Origin of the sequence: Allobosea sp. OK403 (assembly GCF_900113835.1) — a bacterium.
Lineage (GTDB): Bacteria > Pseudomonadota > Alphaproteobacteria > Rhizobiales > Beijerinckiaceae > Allobosea.
Genome location: NZ_FOQV01000002.1, coordinates 161,267 through 180,069 on the forward strand (window position 1 = coordinate 161,267; position 18,803 = coordinate 180,069).

Annotated in this window: 16 protein-coding genes; 7 read left to right on the forward strand and 9 right to left on the reverse strand. The window is 65.8% G+C overall.

Going from position 1 to position 18,803, the window contains the following annotated elements; translation table 11 throughout:
• Positions 1-80: 80 nt before the first annotated feature.
• From BMZ97_RS06600 to BMZ97_RS06610, 3 genes are all read left to right on the forward strand, one after another.
• Positions 81-1,745: an efflux RND transporter periplasmic adaptor subunit gene (locus tag BMZ97_RS06600; protein WP_175525452.1), complete on the forward strand. Its 1,665-nt coding sequence runs from the start codon at positions 81-83 to the stop codon at positions 1,743-1,745.
• Between the two features lie 301 nt (positions 1,746-2,046).
• Positions 2,047-2,796: an ABC transporter ATP-binding protein gene (locus BMZ97_RS06605; RefSeq protein WP_092166930.1), complete on the forward strand. Its 750-nt coding sequence runs from the start codon at positions 2,047-2,049 to the stop codon at positions 2,794-2,796.
• Positions 2,793-4,025, forward strand: a complete 1,233-nt coding sequence (locus BMZ97_RS06610) for an ABC transporter permease (protein WP_092166932.1) — start codon at positions 2,793-2,795, stop codon at positions 4,023-4,025. Before BMZ97_RS06605 ends, BMZ97_RS06610 begins: the two co-directional genes overlap by 4 nt.
• Before the next feature lie 2 nt (positions 4,026-4,027).
• Here BMZ97_RS06610 and BMZ97_RS06615 read toward each other — a convergent pair whose 3' ends face one another.
• Positions 4,028-4,327 carry a winged helix-turn-helix transcriptional regulator gene (locus BMZ97_RS06615; RefSeq protein WP_244546283.1) on the reverse strand — a complete coding sequence of 100 codons (300 nt, stop codon included), beginning with the start codon at positions 4,325-4,327 and terminating at the stop codon, positions 4,028-4,030.
• Positions 4,328-4,515: 188 nt separating this feature from the next.
• Here BMZ97_RS06615 and gstA point away from each other — a divergent pair, with 188 nt between their 5' ends.
• Genes gstA through BMZ97_RS31170 form a run of 3 tightly spaced genes read left to right on the forward strand, consistent with a single transcriptional unit; the run spans position 4,516 to position 5,668 of the window.
• Positions 4,516-5,127: a glutathione transferase GstA gene (gene gstA, locus BMZ97_RS06620; RefSeq protein ID WP_092166935.1), complete on the forward strand. Its 612-nt coding sequence runs from the start codon at positions 4,516-4,518 to the stop codon at positions 5,125-5,127.
• A 5-nt stretch (positions 5,128-5,132) separates the two neighbouring features.
• Positions 5,133-5,513, forward strand: coding sequence for a nuclear transport factor 2 family protein (locus BMZ97_RS06625; RefSeq protein ID WP_092166937.1), 381 nt, complete (start codon positions 5,133-5,135; stop codon positions 5,511-5,513).
• Positions 5,510-5,668, forward strand: a complete 159-nt coding sequence (locus BMZ97_RS31170; protein WP_175525453.1) for an ABC transporter permease — start codon at positions 5,510-5,512, stop codon at positions 5,666-5,668. The genes BMZ97_RS06625 and BMZ97_RS31170 overlap by 4 nt, the downstream gene beginning before the upstream one ends.
• 191 nt (positions 5,669-5,859) lie before the next feature.
• Here BMZ97_RS31170 and BMZ97_RS06630 read toward each other — a convergent pair whose 3' ends face one another.
• The 6 genes from BMZ97_RS06630 to BMZ97_RS06655 all read right to left on the reverse strand — a co-directional run bounded on the left by BMZ97_RS06630 (position 5,860) and on the right by BMZ97_RS06655 (position 15,150).
• On the reverse strand, positions 5,860-6,645 hold the full coding sequence (locus BMZ97_RS06630; protein WP_092166938.1) for a fumarylacetoacetate hydrolase family protein: 786 nt from the start codon (positions 6,643-6,645) through the stop codon (positions 5,860-5,862).
• A gap of 291 nt (positions 6,646-6,936) precedes the next feature.
• Entirely contained in the window at positions 6,937-7,506 is a 570-nt protein-coding gene (locus BMZ97_RS06635; RefSeq protein WP_092166940.1) for a flavodoxin family protein, read from the reverse strand.
• A 319-nt stretch (positions 7,507-7,825) separates the two neighbouring features.
• Positions 7,826-11,581, reverse strand: coding sequence for a methionine synthase (gene metH / locus BMZ97_RS06640; protein ID WP_092166942.1), 3,756 nt, complete (start codon positions 11,579-11,581; stop codon positions 7,826-7,828).
• A 138-nt stretch (positions 11,582-11,719) separates the two neighbouring features.
• Positions 11,720-12,631: a methylenetetrahydrofolate reductase [NAD(P)H] gene (gene metF, locus BMZ97_RS06645; protein ID WP_092166944.1), complete on the reverse strand. Its 912-nt coding sequence runs from the start codon at positions 12,629-12,631 to the stop codon at positions 11,720-11,722.
• Entirely contained in the window at positions 12,631-13,629 is a 999-nt protein-coding gene (locus BMZ97_RS06650; RefSeq protein ID WP_092166946.1) for an ArsR/SmtB family transcription factor, read from the reverse strand. Before BMZ97_RS06650 ends, metF begins: the two co-directional genes overlap by 1 nt.
• Before the next feature lie 78 nt (positions 13,630-13,707).
• Positions 13,708-15,150, reverse strand: coding sequence for an aminotransferase-like domain-containing protein (locus BMZ97_RS06655; RefSeq protein ID WP_175525454.1), 1,443 nt, complete (start codon positions 15,148-15,150; stop codon positions 13,708-13,710).
• A 104-nt stretch (positions 15,151-15,254) separates the two neighbouring features.
• On the opposite strand from BMZ97_RS06655, the gene BMZ97_RS06660 reads away from it, so the two are divergent.
• Complete coding sequence (locus tag BMZ97_RS06660; RefSeq protein WP_092168659.1) at positions 15,255-16,118, forward strand: DMT family transporter; 864 nt, start codon at positions 15,255-15,257, stop codon at positions 16,116-16,118.
• A gap of 111 nt (positions 16,119-16,229) precedes the next feature.
• Here BMZ97_RS06660 and BMZ97_RS06665 read toward each other — a convergent pair whose 3' ends face one another.
• Together BMZ97_RS06665 and BMZ97_RS06670 are read right to left on the reverse strand one after the other, a co-directional pair.
• On the reverse strand, positions 16,230-16,433 hold the full coding sequence (locus BMZ97_RS06665; protein WP_069692535.1) for a cold-shock protein: 204 nt from the start codon (positions 16,431-16,433) through the stop codon (positions 16,230-16,232).
• Positions 16,434-16,565: 132 nt separating this feature from the next.
• Positions 16,566-18,779 carry a glycoside hydrolase family 3 N-terminal domain-containing protein gene (locus BMZ97_RS06670; protein WP_175525455.1) on the reverse strand — a complete coding sequence of 738 codons (2,214 nt, stop codon included), beginning with the start codon at positions 18,777-18,779 and terminating at the stop codon, positions 16,566-16,568.
• Between the last annotated feature and the right edge of the window lie 24 nt (positions 18,780-18,803).

Sequence of the window (18,803 nt, forward strand, 5' to 3'; positions counted from 1 at the left end):
TCGCCGTTCGCACGCCATTCTGGCATTCTGAAATCAAGTGCGCGCCCATTCTCGGAGCTGCGCCGCATCGGGGAACGGTTTTGCGCAAGTGGCTGATCGGATCGGGACTGGCGGTGCTCTCCATCGCAGCCGGCTACTGGACCTTGCGTCCGACCGGAGGCTCGGCGAATGACGCAGCCTATCGCACGGCCGCGCTCGATCGCGGCCGGATCACCGCCGCGGTGCGCGCCACCGGCACGCTGACCCCGGTCACCACCGTCCTTGTCGGCTCGCAGCTCTCGGGCCAGATCGTCGAGATCCTCGCCGATTATAATTCGCAGGTGAAGGCCGGCCAGGTCGTCGCCAGGCTAAACAGCGACCAGATCAAGACGCGCCGCGACGCAGCCCAGGCCGATGTCGCGCAAGCCAGGGCCGACCTCGTGGTCAAGCGCGCCCAGCTCGACCGGGCGCGCTCGACGCGGATCAGGGCCAATTCGACGATCAAGGATCTCGAGGCCCAGCGTGATCGCACCGCAGCCCAGCTCGCAGACGCCAAGCGCACCTTTGAACGCCAGAACGAATTGTTCTCGCGCAAGGCCGGCTCGCAGCAGAACCTCGACACGGCGCGCACACAAGTCGAGGTCCAGGCGGCGACGCTCGCCTCCTGCGAGGCGCAGATCGCCTCCGCCAAGGCGGAGCTGAACGGGCTCGATGCCGACATCCTTCTGGCCGAGGGCCAGGTCCAGTCCGGCGAGGCGGCAATCTCCCAGCGCGACGCCAAGCTCAAGGACATCCTGATCGATCTGGAGCGCACCGATATCCGCTCGCCGGTCGATGGTGTCGTGGTCCAGCGCCAGGTCGATCTCGGCCAGACGGTCGCGGCCTCGCTCTCGACGCCGACGTTGTTCCTGATCGCGCAGGATCTGCGCGTCATCGACATCTACGCCAATGTCGATGAGGCCGATGTCGGCCGCCTCAAGGTCGGACAGTCGGTCAGCTTCACCGTCAACGCTTATCCCAACCGCACTTTTGAGGGCCGCGTCGAAATGGTCCGGCTCGGCGCGCAGACGATCCAGAACGTCGTCACCTATACCGGGGTCGTCCGCGTCGCCAACACCGACATGGCGCTGCTGCCCGGCATGACCGCCAATCTCCAGGTGGTCACGGAGGACCGCGACAACGTCCTGCGCGCACCCAATGCGGCTTTGCGCTTCCGCCCTGTCGGCATGGCCCAAGGCCCCGCACCGGTCGTGCTGCCCGTAGCCGCCCAGAGCCAGCAGGCCGGCGGCGGCAATCGCAGCGCCGCCGCCCTGCGCGAGCGCATCGAAGCCGATATCCAGCCCACGCCGGAGCAGAAGCAGGCCATAGCCGCGATCTTCCAGGAGCGGCGCGGCGGGCGCGAGGCGCTGGCCGGGCTCTCCGAGGAGGAGCGCCGCGCCGCCTTCCGCACCGCCCGCATCGAGATGATCAAGAAGATCGCCGCCGCGCTCGACCCCGAGCGGCGCGCGAAATTCGAGGTGCTGATGCGGGAAGGCCGCCCCAGCCCGCAGCAGGCGGGCATTCCGGGCCGGGTCTACACCCTCGATGCTGAGGGGCAGCCCAAGGCGGTCGCCCTCATGCTGGGGCCGACCGACGGCGCCTATACCGAAATCCTCGCGGGCGAGATCAAGGACGCGACGCAGGTCATCATCGGCGGCGGGCCCCGCCCGGCTGGTCCCGCTGCACCAACCAGCGGCCCGCCGGCGCGCGGCCCGCGTCTGTTCTGATGGCGACGTTGAAGCCTTCGTCGCCAGCCAACGCCAACGAGAGCTGGCGCGGGATCCCCTCTCCCGCATCGAAGTCGGGTCTACCCGACTTCGACACCCAAGAGCTGAACCCGGGTGTACCCGGGTTCAGTGAGAGGGGCAGGGGTGAGGGCCTGCCATCTCGAATTGATGCCGCAGCGGGGCCGCTGCGCTTTCTGCGGTCAGGGCGGGCCCTCATCCCTGCCCTTCTCCCACACGGGAGAAGGGTTCCCCGCGCCCTTCAATCCGGCTGCCTGCACCGAATTGATGCCGGAGATACGCCATGCCCCTGATCGAAGCGCATGAGCTCTCCCGGGTCTACGACCTCGATTCCGGCCGCGTCACCGCGCTCGACCGCGTCTCGCTCGCAATCGAGACCGGTGATCTCGTCGCGGTCATGGGTCCGTCGGGATCGGGCAAATCGACCTTCATGAACCTGATCGGCTGCCTCGACCGGCCGACCGGCGGGCATTACCGTCTCGACGGCGTCGCCGTCGAGACGCTCTCCAGCGACGGCCTCGCTGAACTGCGCAACCGCAAGCTCGGCTTCGTCTTCCAGCAGTTCAACCTGCTGCCGCGTGTCGACGCCTGCGCCAATGTCGAATTGCCGATGGTCTATGCCGGGATCGACGGCCGGACGCGCAAGGCGCGCGCGCTCGCCGCGCTCGACCGCGTCGGCCTGGCCGATCGCGCCCATCACCGGCCGATGCAGCTCTCCGGCGGTCAGCAGCAGCGCGTCGCCATCGCCCGCGCTCTGGTCAACGAACCGCGCCTGCTACTCGCCGACGAGCCGACCGGCGCGCTCGACAGCCGCACCGCGCTCGAAATCCTGGGCCTGTTCCAGGATCTCAACCGCGAAGGCGTCACGGTTGTCATCGTCACCCATGACGCGGAGGTGGCGCGTCACGCCCGCCGCGTCATCCGCTTCCGCGACGGCCATCTGCTGTCCGACGAGAGGCAGGAGGCGGCCGACGCTCGCATCGCCCTCGCCGCTCTGGAGGGCTCTCCATCGACAACCGAGGTCGCGGCATGAGCCTGATCGAAGCGATCCGTTCGGCGCTCTCAGCCATCGGCGCCAATGCCTTGCGCTCGGCGCTGACGATGCTCGGCATCATCATCGGTGTCGCCGCCGTCATCGCCATGGTGGCGATCGGCTCGGGCGCGCGTGAGCGCGTCACCGCGCAGATCAAGTCGCTCGGCGCCAATCTCGCGATCATCCAGTCCGGGAATGTCACGCAAGGCGGCGTCAGGCTGGGCGCCGGCGCCTCCTCGACGCTGACGGACGAGGACGCCCGCGCCATCATTCGCGAGGTCGACGACGTCGTGGCCGCCGCCCCCATTCTCGTCACCCGCGCCCAGGCGGTCTTTGCCGGCACGAACTGGTCGACGCAGATCACCGCGACCGATCTCGATTTCTTCACCGCGCGCGAATGGGATATCGCGGAGGGGCGTCTGTTCGAGCCGGAGGAATTGCGCCGCGGCGAGATCGTCGCCGTCATCGGCCAGACGGTGGCGAAGAACCTTTTCGGCGAGGTCAACCCGCTCGACCAGCAGTTCCGCATCCGCAACGTGCCCTTCAAGGTCATCGGCGTGATGGCGGGCAAGGGCCAGTCGGCGCTCGGCCAGGACCAGGACGACGTCATCTTCGTGCCGCTCGACACCGGCCGCCGCCGCATCGTCGGGCGCAACTACGCCCGCGACGGCTCTGTCCAGACGGTGATGGTGAAATTCGCCAACGAGCAGGCGATTGATCCCGGCATCGAGCAGACGCGCGCGCTCTTGCGCCAGCGCCACCGCATCGCCGAGGAACAGGATGACGACTTCATCATCCGCAATCTGACCGAGATCGCCAACACCGCCACCGCCGCCGCCAACACGCTGTCCTGGCTGCTCGCGGCGGTCGCAGCCGTCTCGCTCCTAGTCGGCGGCATCGGCATCATGAACATCATGCTGGTCTCGGTCACGGAGCGTACCCGCGAGATCGGGCTCAGGCTCGCCGTCGGCGCGCGCCAGCGCGACGTGCTGGCGCAGTTCCTGATCGAGGCGACCACATTGGCGACGATCGGCGGCGCGGTCGGGATCGCGCTCGGCATCGCAGCGGCGCTGACCATCGCGAATTTCGCCGGCTGGCCATCCGTCGTCTCGATCGAGACGATCCTGATCGCCGTCGGTGTCTCCGGCATGATCGGCGTCTTCTTCGGCTTCTACCCGGCAAGGCAGGCGGCGCGGCTCGACCCGATCGAAGCGCTCAGGCGCGAATAGGCTCAGGCCGCCTGCGCTGCTGCAAGCGCCTGCGCCTTCAGTTTGACGCCCACGCCTGCGATCGCCTGGATCGCCGGCATCAGTTCCTCGCCCAGCGCGGTCAGCTTGTATTCGACCGAAGGCGGCGAACTCGGCACGACCCGGCGTGCCACCACGCCCTTCTCCTCCAGCGCCCGCAACCTTGCGCTCAGCATCTTCGCGGAGATCAGCGGAATGTCGCGCCTGAGCTCGCCGAAACGGCGCGGGCCGCCGCTCAAAAGCCAAACTACATTTGGCGTCCAGGCTCCGCCGAGGATCTGCATGCAGGTCCCGATATCGCAGGTCTGCGGCGGCTTTGGCGCGCGATTCCGTCGAATTTTCAAGACCATGGCAGCAAAGCTCCGGTTACCGGAATGATACCCGAAAATTCGATTACAACAAGTTATCTCATATACAAAGGTTATCAGCTCCGCCTAACTCCGCCGCATAGCCAACACGGAGACCGACGGACATGAAGCTCTATTATTCCCCCGGCGCCTGCTCGCTTTCCCCCCATATCGCGCTGCGCGAGGCCGGGCTGCCCTTCACCATCGAGAAGGTCGATACCAAGGCCGGCACCACGGAAACGGGCAAGGCCTTCGCGACCGTCAACCCGAAGGGCTACGTACCCGCCCTGCAGCTCGACGACGGCGCGGTGCTGACCGAAGGCGCGGCCATCGTCCAGTTCATCGCCGACCTTGCTCCCGACGCCGGTCTCGCCCCCAAAGCCGGCACCTTCGCCCGGGCGCGGCTGCAGGAGGAGCTCAATTTCGTCGCCACCGAGTTGCACAAGGCCTTTGTGCCGCTGCTTCGCCCCACCACCAGCGAGGACGGCAAGCGCGACGCCCGCGCCATCGTCGCCAGACGCCTCGATCATGTCGAGAAAACGCTCTCGGACGGGCGCGACCATCTGCTTGGCAAGGACTTCAGCGTCGCCGACGCCTATCTCTTCACCGTGGTGAACTGGGGTGGCCATGTCGGGCTCGCGCTGGAGCCCTGGCCGAGGCTTCAGGCCTTCATGAGCCGCGTGGCGACCCGCGATTCGGTTCGGCAGGCGATGCGCGCCGAAGGGCTGGTCCAGTGAGCGCAATGTGCCCGCGCTTCTCCGAGGTCGTTGAAACCCTGGGGCGCTATTTCGACAGCCTCCACCACAGCGACGCGGCCGAACTCGGCCGCGTCTTCCACGAGCAGGCGATCTATGCCTGCACCTGCGAAGGCAGGCTCACCCATCTGACCATGGACGCCTATCTGCCCATGGTCGCGAACCGGCCGTCGCCGGCGAGTGGTGGCGAAGAGAGGCGCGACCGCATCCTGTCGATCGAATTCGCCGGTCCAGTCACGGCGCTGGCGCGGGTCGAATGCGCAATCGGCGAGAAGCGCTTCACCGACCTGCTGAGCTTCGTCAGGCTCGACGGGCGGTGGCGCATCATCGCCAAGGTTTTTCACTTCGACATCGCCGCGTCGTCGTGACGATCGCGAATTTCGCCGGCTGGCCATCCGTCGTCTCGATCGAGACCATCCTGATCGCGGTCGGCGTCTCCGGGATGATCGGCGTCTTCTTCGGCTTCTATCCGGCAAGGCAGGCAGCGCGGCTCGATCCGATCGAGGCGTTGCGGCGGGAGTAGGTTGCGCTTCGGCTATCGCGCTATCCCGTCTTGGCTCGGAACCACGCCGTCATCCCGGACAAGCGGCAAAGCCGCGCAGATCCAGGATCCATCGTAAGGCTCCGGAGCCCTCCGATGGATCCCGGGTCAAGCCCGGGATGACGGCGTGGTTCCGAGGGTAACGCCCGGTGCAAGCGCTTGAGAGCCGCGCCTCAGACAATCTTGATCGAGAGATCCGGCAGGCCGTCGAGCTTGCACAGGATCACGTCACCCTTGACCACGGGGCCGACATTCTCTGGCGTACCGGAATAGATGATGTCGCCGGCCTTGAGCTCGAAGGCTTCCGACAGCTTCGAGATCTGCTCGGCCACCGACCAGATCATATGGGTCAGGTTCGAATTCTGCTTCACCGTGCCGTTCACGGAAAGCGAGATCGCGCCCTTGGTGAAGTGCTCGACCGTGCCGACAGGGTGGATCGGGCCGATCGGGGCCGAGCTGTCGAAGCTCTTGCCGATCTCCCAGGGCTTCTTCTCATCACCCGAGGCGCGCTGAAGGTCGCGCCGCGTCATGTCGAGGCCAAGCGCATAGCCGAAGACATGGTCGAGCGCCTTGTCGATCGGGATGTTGCGCCCGCCCGATTTCAGCGCGGCGACGAGCTCGACCTCGTAATGATAGTTCTTGGTCAGCGAGGGATAGGGATGGTCGGCGACCTCGCCGGGCTTGACCAGCTGGATCGCATCGGTCGGCTTCTGGAAGAAGAAGGGCGGCTCGCGTGTCGGGTCGGAGCCCATCTCCCGGGCATGGGCAGCATAGTTGCGCCCGATGCAGTAGATTCGCCGGACCGGGAAGACATCCTGTGAGCCGACGATCGGGATCGTCGTCTGCGCAACCGCGAAGGGCGTCTTCACGGTGGCAACAGGCTGCGCCTGCGCGGCCGTGGCAGCAAGCGTGACGGCGGCCCCACCGGAGCTCAGCATGGTACGGCGTGTCAGAGTCATGGCGTATCTCCCTTGGAGGACCGGCCCTCTCGCGGGACCGTTTTCGTCCGGCTGCGCGCAGCTTCGCTGCCGCGCCAGATCCAGGGAGCAAGTCAACAACCATCGGCCAGACGAGACAAGGCCGCGACCCGATCGGGATCGCGGCCTTTCGGCAAAGCTGTTGTGCCGGGGTGGAGAAGCCTGGGCCAGAGCGGCTTCCGATCCGATTGGATCGCTCAACCGCTCCAGCTCGTTATTCTAACGCGTCTTCTTCAGGCGAAGCGGTGTCCACTTCGCTCGAAAACGCTCCAATCAGCCCTTCACGCTCTTGACCACTTCGGCAACGTTCTTGCCGAAAGCCTCGGCCGTCTTCAGGTCGCCCGGGATCATCTCCTCGACGCTGCCATCAGCAGGCGAGGCGGTGAGCAGGCCCGAGAAGCCGCCGAGCCGGTTGAGGTCATCACGGGTGTTCGCCTTGGCGCTGGCCGGCATCATGCCTGTGCCGGTCCAGAGCAGCTTGTGCTGCATGGCGAGCGTGATGAAGTACTGGATGGTCGAGAATTTGTCGCCGTTCAGCGAGGCCGAATTGGAGAAGCCAGCCGCGACCTTGCCCTTCCAGTCGCCGCTGAACCAGGGCTTGCTGGAGGCGTCGGCAAATTTTTTGAACTGCCAGGACGGCCCGCCCATATAGGTCGGTGCTCCGAAGATGATGCCGTCAGCGGCCTTGATGGCCTCCCAGGCGCTGTCGGGCAGGTTGCCTTCGGCGTCGATGGCGATGAGCTCGACCTTGGCGCCGGTCGAGGCCGCGCCCTTCTCGACGTGCTCGGCGACCTTCTTGGTGTGGCCGTAGCCGGAATGGAAAACGATGGCGATGGTGGTCATGCTGGTGCCTCTGTCGGAACGGAACCGTTCGGTGAGGCGAAGATGTTGCAGATGCGAAGGCTCTTCAATGCCCGCGCCATTGCGCCTGCGCAGGCGCGGTCTGGCGCTGCGGCAATGACGATCGCCCGCCGATACAGCGTTTTCAAGCGAAGTGGACGCCGGTTCGCGTGAAGAAAACGCGTTAAAACAAGGGGCAGGAGCTGTTGAACGATCCAACTGGATCGGAAACTGCTCCAGCCCTCAGCCCGGCATCACCACGAACACGCTCTGCTCATCGAGCCTGCGGCCCGTGCCGCGCCAGCCGTCCCGGCAGACGGCCTCACTCGGCCGCTTCCAACCGATAGGCCGAAGGCTCGTAGTTGAGGATAGGCGCGAGCCAGCGCTCGACCTCGTGGATCGGCATGCCCTTGCGGGCGGCATAATCCTCGACCTGATCGCGCTCGACCTTGGCGACGCCGAAATAATAAGCGTCCGGGTGCGACAGATAGAGCCCCGAGACCGAAGAGCCCGGCCACATCGCAAAGCTCTCGGTCAACTTCACGCCGACGCGCCGCTCCGCCTGCAGCAGCTCGAACAGGGTTTCCTTCTCGGTATGGTCGGGCTGGGCGGGATAGCCAGGCGCCGGCCGGATACCGCGATACTCCTCGCGGATCAGATCCTCATTGGCCAGGTTCTCGTCGGGCGCATAGCCCCAGAACTCGGTGCGGACCTTCTGGTGCATGCGCTCGGCCATGGCCTCGGCGATGCGGTCGGCCAGCGCCTTGACCATGATCGAGCGGTAATCGTCGTTGTCGCGCGCGAATTTCTCGGAGATGCGCTCTTCCTCCGCGCCTGTGGTCACGACGAAGGCGCCGATATAATCGGGCCGTTCGATCCCTTCCGGCGCGACGAAGTCCGACAGGCACATATTCGGCTTGCCGTCGCGCTTGGAGAGCTGCTGGCGCAGGCCGTGGAAGCTCGCAAGCGTCTCCTGCCGGCTCTCACCGGTATAGAGGCGGATGTCGTCGCCCACCGCATTGGCCGGCCAGAAGCCGATGACGGCCTTGGGGTTGAACCAGCGCTCCTCGACGATGCGCTTGAGCATCGCCTGCGCATCCTCCCAGAGCGCGCGCGCCGCCTCGCCCTGCTTCTCGTCCTGGAGGATCGCGGGGAAGCGCCCCTTCATCTCCCAGGTCTGGAAGAACGGCGTCCAGTCGATGACCGGCACGAGATCGGCGACGTCATAGGTGCGGAAGACGCGCGTCCCGAGGAAGCTGGGTTTGGGCGGCATATAGCTCGTCCAGTCCGGCTTGAAGGCGTTGGCGCGTGCCTTGACCAGCGGCAGGCGCTGCTTGTCGGCCTCGGAGCGGCGATGCGCCGCCGCGACCTTGGCATATTCGGCCTGGACGCCCTCGACATAGGCCGGCTTCTGGTCCTGCGAGAGCAGGCTGGAGACGACGCCGACGGCGCGCGAGGCGTCGGTGACATAGACCGTCTGGCCCTGGCTATAGGCCGGGTGGATCTTCACCGCCGTATGGACGCGGCTGGTCGTCGCCCCGCCGATCAGCAGGGGAATGTCAAAACCCTCGCGCTCCATCTCGGAGGCGACCGTCACCATCTCGTCGAGCGAGGGGGTGATCAGGCCTGACAATCCGATGATGTCGACCTTCTCCCGGCGGGCGGTGTCCAGAATCTTCTGCGTCGGCACCATCACTCCGAGATCGATGACCTCGTAATTGTTGCACTGGAGCACGACGCCGACGATGTTCTTGCCGATGTCGTGGACATCGCCCTTGACCGTCGCCATCAGCACCTTGCCGGCGGCGGAGCGCTCGGTACCGCCGTTCAGGCGCTTCTCTTCCTCCATATAGGGCATCAGATAGGCGACGGCCTGCTTCATCACGCGAGCGGACTTCACCACCTGCGGCAGGAACATCTTGCCCGCGCCGAACAGGTCTCCGACCACGTTCATGCCGGCCATCAGCGGGCCTTCGATGACATGCAGCGGCTTGTCGGCCTTGGCGCGGGCCTCCTCGACATCGGTATCGATGAAGGCGGTGATGCCGTTGACCAGCGCATATTCGAGGCGCTTCTCGACCGGGTTGTCGCGCCAGACCAGATCCTTGGCCGAGACAGCGACGGAACCGTCGCCCTTGAAGCGCGGCGCGGCATCGAGCAGCCGCTCGGTCGAATCCTTGCGGCGGTTGAGGACGACGTCCTCGCAGAGCTCGCGCAGTTCCGGATCGAGATCGTCATAGGAGCCGAGCTGGCCCGCATTGACGATGCCCATATCCATGCCGGCCTTGATGCAATGGTAGAGGAACACCGAATGCATCGCCTCGCGGACCTTCTCATTGCCGCGGAAGGAGAAGGAGAGGTTCGAGACGCCGCCCGAGATATGGGCGTGCGGCAGGGTCTCGCGGATCGTCTTGGTGGCCTCGATGAAATCGACGCCGTAATTGTCATGCTCCTCGATGCCCGTCGCGATCGCGAAGATGTTCGGGTCGAAGATGATGTCCTCGGGCTGGAAGCCGGCCTCCTCGGTCAGCAGCTTGTAGGCGCGGGTGCAGATCTCGATCTTGCGCTCATAAGTGTCGGCCTGGCCCTTCTCGTCGAAGGCCATGACGACGACGGCCGCACCGTAATTGCGGCAGATGCGGGCATGTTCGAGGAAGGCTTCTTCGCCCTCCTTCATCGAGATCGAATTGACGATCGGCTTGCCCTGGATCGTCTTCAGCCCTGCCTCGATGACATGGAACTTCGAGGAGTCGACCATGATCGGGACACGGCTGATGTCCGGTTCCGAGGCGATCAGATTGCAGAACTCGGTCATCGCGGCCTGAGAATCGAGCAGGCCCTCATCCATGTTGATGTCGATGACCTGTGCGCCATTGGCGACCTGGTCGCGCGCCACATCGAGCGCGGCGGCGAAATCACCCTCCTTGACCAGCTTGCGGAAGCGGGCCGAGCCGGTGACGTTGGTACGTTCGCCGACATTGACGAAGGGTATGGTCTCGTCGAGCGTGAAGGGCTCCAGCCCCGCCAGCCTCAGATAGCGCTTGACCTCCGGCACGACGCGCGGCGCCTTGCCGGCGACGGCTTCCGCGATGGCGCGGATATGGTCAGGTGTCGTGCCGCAGCAGCCGCCGACGATATTGACGAGCCCGGCATCGGCGAATTCCGCAAGCATTGCAGCCGTCGCCTCCGGCCGCTCGTCATAGAGCCCGAATTCATTCGGAAGCCCGGCATTGGGATAGGCGCAGATCAGCGTGTCGGCGACGCGCGACAGATCCTTGATATGCGCCCGCATCTCGCGCGCGCCGAGCGCGCAGTTGAGGCCGACAGTCATCGGGTTGGAATGCCGGATCGCGTTCCAGAAGGCCTCGGTCGTCTGCCCCGACAGGGTGCGGCCGGAGAGGTCCGTGATCGTGCCGGAAATCATCACCGGCAAGCGCAGGCCTTTCTCGCGATAGACATCCTCGATCGCCACGATCGCCGCCTTGGCGTTGAGCGTATCGAAGATGGTCTCGACCAGGATCAGCTCCGAGCCGCCATCGATCAGCCCGCGCACCTGCTCGGCGTAAGAATCGCGGACCTGGTCGAAGGTCACGGCGCGGAAGCCGGGATTATTGACGTCGGGCGAAATCGAGAGCGTGCGATTGGTCGGGCCGATCGCGCCGGCGACATAGCGGCGGCGGCCATCGGCCTTTTGGGCGATCGCGGCAGCCTCCCGGGCGAGCCGCGCCGAGGCGACGTTCAATTCATAGGCCAGCGCCTCCATGCCGTAATCGGCCTGGGCGATCTGGGTCGAGGAGAAGGTGTTGGTCTCGACGATGTCCGCGCCGGCCGTGAAGTAAGCCAGGTGGATGTCGCGGATTGCCTCGGGCTGGGTCAGCACCAGGAGGTCGTTATTGCCCTTGAGGTCATGGTTCCAGCCCTTGAAGCGCTCGGCCCGGAACTCGGCCTCCGAGAGCTTCAGGTTCTGGATCTGCGTGCCCATCGCGCCGTCGAGCACGAGGATGCGCTCGGAGGCGGACTGGCGCAGCGCGCGCTCGATCTCGGCGCCATCGACAGGAGTAGGCTTGAACTCGGACATCGTCACGCTTTCGTCTCAAGTTTTATGGCGCCGACAGCGCGCCCTCACCGTCATTGCGAGGAGTGAAACGACAAAGCAATCCAGGGTTCGCAGAGCTCTATGAATCTGGATTGCTTCGCTTCGCTCGCAATGACGAAATCACTCCGCCGCGACAGCCTGCGCCGCCGTCTTCTCGGGCTTCAGGCCAACCAGATGGCAGATCGCATAGACCAGATCGGCCTTGTTCATCGTGTAGAAATGCAGGTCCGAAACGCCGCGATCGATCAGATCGAGCACCTGCTCGGCGCAGACGGCAGCCGCCACCAGACGACGCGTCGCGGCGTCCTCCTCCAGCCCCTCGAAGCGGTCGGCGAGCCATTGCGGCACGCTCGCGCCGGTCTTGCGGGCGAAGTTCGCGGTCTGCTTGAAATTCTGCACCGGCACGATGCCGGGCAGGATCGGAATATCGATGCCCCGCGCCCGGACCTTGTCGAGATAGCGGAAATAGACATCGTTATCGAAGAAGAACTGGGTGATGGCGCGCGTCGCCCCGGCATCGACCTTTTTCTTCAGCGCCTCGATATCGGCATCGAGCGAGGCGGCTTCCGGGTGCTTTTCCGGATAGGCCGAAACGGTGACCTCGAAATCGCCGACGCGGCGGATGCCGGCGACAAGATCCGAAGTCTGGTGATAGCCCTGCGGATGCGGCTCATAAGCCGTCCCCAAACCGCCCGCCGGGTCGCCGCGCAGCGCCACGATATGGCGCACCCCCGCCTCCCAATAGGAGCGGATGACGTCATCGACCTCGTCGCACGTCGCCGACACGCAAGTCAGGTGAGCGGCCGGCTTCAGCGCCGTCTCCTCGACCATGCGCTTGACGGTGGCGTGGGTGCGCTCGCGCGTCGAGCCGCCAGCGCCATAAGTCACCGAGACGAAGCTCGGCACCAGCGGCTCGAGCCGGCGCACGCTTTCCCACAGCGCGGTCTCCATCTCCGCCGTCTTGGGCGGGAAGAACTCGAAGGAGACTTTTGGGCGGCGTGAGCCGTGCCGGCTGGGGCGAAACGCATTCATCAGGCAACCTCGAGATTGGTTTGACGCAAGCTCTGCTCGGCCGGCTTGCGCCGGTCCTGCCCGCGCCAGAGCATGACGGTGAGCTGGCCGGAGACCCCGCCCGCCGATTTGATCTCCTCGGCGAGATCGCAAGTGAGCCCGACCTCCGAGAACCAGCCGGAAATCTGGGCTTTTGAGAAGCCAAGCCGGCGATGCGCGTGCTCCGCGCGCAGGAACTCCATCTCATGAGGTGCGAAATCCACCACGATCAAGCGCCCGCCGGGGCTGAGCATCGCCGCCGCCTCGCGCACGGCGCGGCCGGGGTCGTCGAGAAAATGCAGAACCTGATGGATCACGACGAGATCGAAGGAGCCGCGCGTGAAAGGCAGCGCGTAGATGTCGCCCTGGCGCAATTCCACGCGCGACAGCCCGGCCTTTTCGAGATTGGCGCGCGCGACCGCGAGCATGGCATGATTGGCGTCGACGCCGACGGCCCGACCGAAAGTCGGCGCGATCCGCTCCAGCATGCGTCCCGTGCCGGTGCCGAGATCGAGAAAGGCTCCGCGCGCGCCCTCGCGAGCAGCGGCTTCCACGGCGGCTTCGACCGTCTCGTCGGGCACATGCAGCGAGCGCAGCCGGTCCCAGTCGCGCGCCACGCTGGCGAAATAGCCCTGCGCCGCCTCGGAGCGCGACATGCGCACCGCCGACAGCCGCTCGCGATCGGCCGCGAGCACCGGATCGCGCGGATCGAGCCAGGCCGCCAGCGAAGCGGCGAAGGCGCCGCCCGCCCCGGTCTCGTCGAGCCGGAAGAAGGCCCAGGCCCCCTCGCGCGAACGCCGCACGAGCCCGGCCTCGGTCAGTAATTTGAGATGGCGCGAAATGCGCGGCTGCGACTGACCGAGAATGTCGGTCAGATCCGACACCGACAATTCGCCTTCGGAGAGCAGCGCCAGGATACGCAGCCGCGTCTCTTCACCGGCTGCGCGAAGGCCGGCGAGCAGAACATCGGACGAGACCATGGTCGGCTGGCGCAAGCGCTCGAACTCCGCGATGAGGCCAAGAAAGATATAAAGATATCTTTATGTCAATCGCAGAGATCACGCAAGCTCAATCTGTCTCGGAGCCCCGCGCCGTGCGGCGGCCGCCATAGCCCGATTGAGCGCACTGAACAGACGCGGATCGCTGGATTGCGCGACGTTGAAACGCAGGAACCGGCTCGCCGATTGCGACAGGCTGTAGACATTGCCCGGCGCCAGGACGATGTCCTCCGCCAGCAGCTGCCGCGCGATCATGGCCGCATCCAGCCCCTCGGGCAGCGCGCACCACAGGAACATGCCACCGCGTGGCTCGATCCAGGGCATGATGCCGATGGCCTTGAGCCGTGCGGCGCTCTCACTCATGGCGCGTGCGAGACGCGCACGCAGCCCGTCCATGTATTTGCGGTAGCTGCCATCCCTGAGGACGCTCAGGACGAGCTCGGCCGCGAGGCGGCCCGTGCCGAAGGAGGCTGCGATCTTGAGGTCGATCAGCCCCTCGATCCAGTCCCGCCTGGCGGCGATATAGCCGCAGCGCACCGAGGCCGAGAGCGACTTGGAGAAACTGCCGATCTGAACGACGCGATCGAGCCCGTCGAAGGCAGCCAGGCGCGGGGCCGGTTCCAGCTCGAAATCGGCGAAGATATCGTCCTCGACGATGGTCAGGCCGAACTGCTCGGCAAGCTTGAGAACGCGATGCGCGACGACCGGCGACAGGCTCGCGCCGGTCGGATTGTGGAGCGCGGAATTGGTGATGTAGAGGCGTGGCCGCTCCGCCGCCAAGACTTGCTCGAACAGGGCCGTATCGGGGCCGTTCGGCGTATAGGGCACGCTGACGATGCGGACGCGGTGCGCGCGCAGCAGGGCATGAAAGTTGAAATAGCAGGGATCGTCCACGAGCACCGCATCACCTGGCTCGACCAGGAAGCGGCAGACCAGGTCGAGAGCCTGCGTGCCGGATTCCGTCAACAGAATCTGGTCGGGCGCGGCATCGACGCTATGAAGCGCCATGCGCCGCGACAACACCTGCCGCAACGGCGCGAGCCCGAGCGGGGTGCCGTAATCCGCCAGCGTTTCGGCCGGTGCGCGCGACAGTGCCCGCAGCGCCCGGCGCATCCCCTCCTCAGGCAACCAGTCTGCCGGCAGCCAGCCGCAGCCCGGCTTGAGTACACCGTCACCGGCATCGAGCGATTGCCGCGAGACCCAGAACGGATCGACCGCGCGCTCGAGCCTGGGGCCCAGATCGGCGACCGAGAACGGTGGAGCATGTCCCGCGACATAGAAGCCGGAGCCGCGACGCGCCTGGATCACGCCTTCGGCGGCGAGCCGATCATAGGCCTCCACCACGGTCGATTTCGAGACGCCCATCGTCTCGGCGAAGCTGCGCAGCGAAGGCAGCTTGGCCCCTGACGCAAGCGTCCGCCCTGCAATCCGCTGGTTGACGACCGCCATGACGCGCTCGACCAGCGTGCCGTCCTCGCCTTTCAGCAGAGCCTGATCATGCATCCGTATTGCTCCCGCAAGCAGCACAGTTTGCATCAACTGTATTGAACTGTCTCTGGAAAATCACCGCCCGCGCCCCGATGCAGGTCGAAACCGGAGCGATGATGATGGACAAGACCATGAGCGGCTGGATCAACGGCCTGATCGGCGTGCTGATCTTCAGTGGCTCGCTGCCGGCGACGCGGGTGGCGGTGGCCGATTTCGACCCCGTCTTCCTGACCACGGCGCGGGCCGCCATCGCAGGCATCCTCGCGCTCGGGCTCCTGCTCGCCTTCCGGCAGAAGCGGCCGGAACGACGAGATCTCATCTCGCTCGCCGTGGTCGCGCTCAGCGTCGTCGTCGGCTTCCCGCTCCTGACGGCGCTGGCGCTGAAGCATGTCACTTCCGCCCATTCCATCGTCTTCATCGGTTTGTTGCCGCTGGCGACGGCGATCTTCGGCGTGCTGCGCGGCGGCGAGCGTCCGCGTCTGGCCTTCTGGCTGTTCTCCTGCCTGGGCAGCGCCCTCGTCGCCGGTTTTGCCATGACCCACGGCTTCGACGCCTCGCCGCTGGGCGATCTGCTGATGCTCGCCGCCATCATCATCTGCGGCCTCGGCTATGCCGAAGGCGCGGCGCTGTCGCGCAGGCTCGGCGGCTGGCAGGTTATCTCCTGGGCGCTGGTCCTGGCCCTGCCGATCATGGTGGCGCTCACTTTCGGCACCATGCCGACGTCACTCGCGCGGACAGGCGGGCCGGCCTGGTTCGGGCTCGGCTATGTCTCGCTGTTCAGCATGCTGATCGGCTTCGTCTTCTGGTATCGCGGCCTCGCCCAGGGCGGTATCGCCGCCGTCGGGCAGCTGCAATTGCTGCAGCCCTTCTTCGGATTGCTGCTGGCGTCCATGCTGTTGAACGAGGCGGTCAGCTGGCAAATGGTCGCCGTCTCGGCGGCCGTGGCGCTCTGCGTCGTGGGAGCCAAGCGTTTCGCGCGCTAGCCCGCGGAAAAGTCCGAATCGCGCTCAGCCGCCTGCGATCCCCTGCACAAAGGCATTCGTTATCGCAGCAGCCAGGATGCGATCTCCAGACATAGTCCAAGCTCGAAGGGGTCAGATCAGCTGGAGCGATCCCGCCGCCGTCTTGCCGCGCTCGGTCTTGAGCTCGAACGAGACTTTCTGCCCTTCCGTCAGGGTCATCAGGCCTGCTTCCTTTACGGCAGTTATATGGACGAACACGTCCTTGCCGCCGTCAGCAGGTTGAATGAAACCAAAGCCCTTCTCAGTATTGAACCATTTTACGGTTCCGGTCGCCATCGCCGCATCCTTTGGAGCCAAGCATCTTGCCAGCCGACGGATGCAAGCGTCCGAAGGCCGCGCCTTTGAAGGATTGACCGAAAATTCATCCTTGTCGAGACCAAACGGAATGCAGCGCGCGAGGCGATCCGATCAAGACTTGGTCAGAATGAAGCTGACCGTTTCCGACGCCCGCGACGAGCCGCCGAGATAAATTTCGAAGGTTCCGGGGTCGAGGACATAGCGCCCGTCGTCATCATGGACGCCGAGCCGCGCCACATCCAGCCTGAAGCGCACCGTCCGCGTCTCCCCGGCGCGCAACGCGACCTTCTCGAATGCCTTCAATTCGCGCAGCGGTCGCGAGCGGCTGGCGACCGGCTGGCGGATATAAAGCTGCACCACCTCCTGCCCGTCGCGGGAGCCGGCATTGCCGACATCGACCGAGACCTCGACCGTCCCGTTCATCGGCACGCTCGCCTTGTCGACACGTGGATTGGCGTAGGTGAAGCGGGAATAGGACAGGCCGTAGCCGAACGGGTAGAGCGCCTCGTTCTTCTCGTCCATGAAGATGGATTCATAGCGCTGACGGACCTTCTCGGGCCGGCCTGTCGGCAACTGGTCGTAATAAACCGGGATCTGCCCGACTGAGCGCGGAAAGCTCATCGGCACGCGCCCTGACGGATTGACCTTGCCGGTCAGAACATCGGCGATGGCCGTCCGCCCCTCCGTGCCGCCATGGAAGGTCTGGATGATCGCCGCGACATGCGCCTCTGCCCAGCTCAGCACCAAAGGCCGCGCAGTCGCCAGCACCAGCACGACCGGCTTGCCGGTGGCGACCAGCGCCTCCAGCAATTCCTGCTGCACTCCAGGCAGGCCGAGATTGACGCGCGAGGCGCCCTCGCCCATGAACTCGCAATCCTCGCCCAGCATTGCGACGATCACGTCGCTCGCGGCAGCCGCGCGCAGCGCCGCGTCCTTGTCGGCAAACTCCGTGCCGCAGGCCTTGGTGAAGGCGGGCTCGTAGACCACGTTCGTATCCGCCGGCAGCCGCTCCTTCAGCGCCTCAGGCAGCGCCTGGATGACGCGTCGGCCAAGGCCCGCCGGATCGGTCCAGACCCGCTCATCCTCAGGGCGCGCCATCGTACCGATGACCGCGACCGATTTGACGCCCGCAGCGATCGGCAGCGTCTCATTGGCGTTCTTCAGCAGGATCACGCCTTCCTGGGCCGCCTTCAGCGCCACGTCGCGGGCGGCCTGCGTCTGCATCGACGCCGGCGCCGCGGCCGGGTCGATATCGGCGCGCTCGAACAGGCCGAGATGGAATTTCACCCGCAGCACCCGACGCACGGCCTCGTCCAGCGCCTTCATCGGCACGCGGCCGGCCGTCACCTCATTGCCGAGATGCTTGAGGTAAACGTCGCCCATCATGTCCATGTCGATGCCGGCGAGCAGCGCCTTGCGCGCGGCCTCGGCATCGTCCTTGGCGATACCGTGCAGCCTGAGTTCGGTGATCGAGCCGAAATCCGAGGTGACGAAACCCTTGAAGCCCCATTTTCCGCGCAGCAGATCGGTCAGCATGCCGCGATGGGCGGTCGCCGGCATGCCGTTCAGCGCGTTGAATGCCGCCATCGCCGTCATTGAGCCGGCCTCGAACGAGGCCTTGAACGGGGGCAGGTAGAGATCGTGCAGCTGGCTGGTCGGGATCCAGGTCGAATTATAGTCGCGGCCGGCCTCTGCCGCGCCATAGCCGACGAAATGCTTCACCGTGGTCGCAACGCCGCCGCGCTGATAGCCGTGGGTGCGCGCTGCCGCCACGACCGAGGCGAGATACGGGTCCTCCCCCGCCCCTTCCAGCACCCGGCCCCAACGCGGGTCGCGCGAGATGTCGACCATCGGCGCAAAGGTCCACTGGATGCCCGCGGCGCGCGCCTCGCGGCCGGTCCAATAGGCCGCCTCCTCGATCAGCCCGGGATTCCAGGTCGAGGCCTGGCCGAGCGGCAGCGGGAAATAGGTGGAGAAGCCGTGGACCGCGTCGAGCCCGATGATCACCGGGATCTTCAGGCGCGATTCGCGCGCGGCGTGCTGGACGGCGAGCACCTCGCTGGGCACGACGAAGTTCATCACCCCGCCCATGCGGCCGGCCTTGATCTGGTTGATGTCGAAGCCGTCGCCTCGCCCCGAGAGATGGAGCTGACCGACCTTCTCCTCCAGCGTCATCTTCGCCAGCAGCGCGTCGATGCGCCGTTCGATCGCGGCGGCCTCGCGCCCGGTCTTCCAGGCAACGGTGTCATCGGCGAAGGCATCATCGACGAAGGCCTGGGGTGCGAAAAGGCAGAGCAGGAACGCAGCGACGAGCCGCAGGATCATGGAACAGGTCTCGCTCACTGGCGG

Excerpts from the sequence above, each read along its gene's own strand:
- BMZ97_RS06605 (WP_092166930.1), top strand. The coding sequence starts at position 2,047 with ATGCCCCTGATCGAAGCGCATGAGCTCTCCCGGGTCTACGACCTCGAT.
- BMZ97_RS06610 (WP_092166932.1), top strand. The coding sequence starts at position 2,793 with ATGAGCCTGATCGAAGCGATCCGTTCGGCGCTCTCAGCCATCGGCGCC.
- BMZ97_RS06615 (WP_244546283.1), bottom strand. The coding sequence starts at position 4,327 with ATGCAGATCCTCGGCGGAGCCTGGACGCCAAATGTAGTTTGGCTTTTG.
- gstA (WP_092166935.1), top strand. The coding sequence starts at position 4,516 with ATGAAGCTCTATTATTCCCCCGGCGCCTGCTCGCTTTCCCCCCATATC.
- BMZ97_RS06625 (WP_092166937.1), top strand. The coding sequence starts at position 5,133 with ATGTGCCCGCGCTTCTCCGAGGTCGTTGAAACCCTGGGGCGCTATTTC.
- BMZ97_RS06630 (WP_092166938.1), bottom strand. The coding sequence starts at position 6,645 with ATGACTCTGACACGCCGTACCATGCTGAGCTCCGGTGGGGCCGCCGTC.
- BMZ97_RS06635 (WP_092166940.1), bottom strand. The coding sequence starts at position 7,506 with ATGACCACCATCGCCATCGTTTTCCATTCCGGCTACGGCCACACCAAG.
- metH (WP_092166942.1), bottom strand. The coding sequence starts at position 11,581 with ATGTCCGAGTTCAAGCCTACTCCTGTCGATGGCGCCGAGATCGAGCGC.
- metF (WP_092166944.1), bottom strand. The coding sequence starts at position 12,631 with ATGAATGCGTTTCGCCCCAGCCGGCACGGCTCACGCCGCCCAAAAGTC.
- BMZ97_RS06650 (WP_092166946.1), bottom strand. The coding sequence starts at position 13,629 with ATGGTCTCGTCCGATGTTCTGCTCGCCGGCCTTCGCGCAGCCGGTGAA.
- BMZ97_RS06655 (WP_175525454.1), bottom strand. The coding sequence starts at position 15,150 with ATGCATGATCAGGCTCTGCTGAAAGGCGAGGACGGCACGCTGGTCGAG.
- BMZ97_RS06660 (WP_092168659.1), top strand. The coding sequence starts at position 15,255 with ATGGACAAGACCATGAGCGGCTGGATCAACGGCCTGATCGGCGTGCTG.
- BMZ97_RS06665 (WP_069692535.1), bottom strand. The coding sequence starts at position 16,433 with ATGGCGACCGGAACCGTAAAATGGTTCAATACTGAGAAGGGCTTTGGT.
- BMZ97_RS06670 (WP_175525455.1), bottom strand. The coding sequence starts at position 18,779 with ATGATCCTGCGGCTCGTCGCTGCGTTCCTGCTCTGCCTTTTCGCACCC.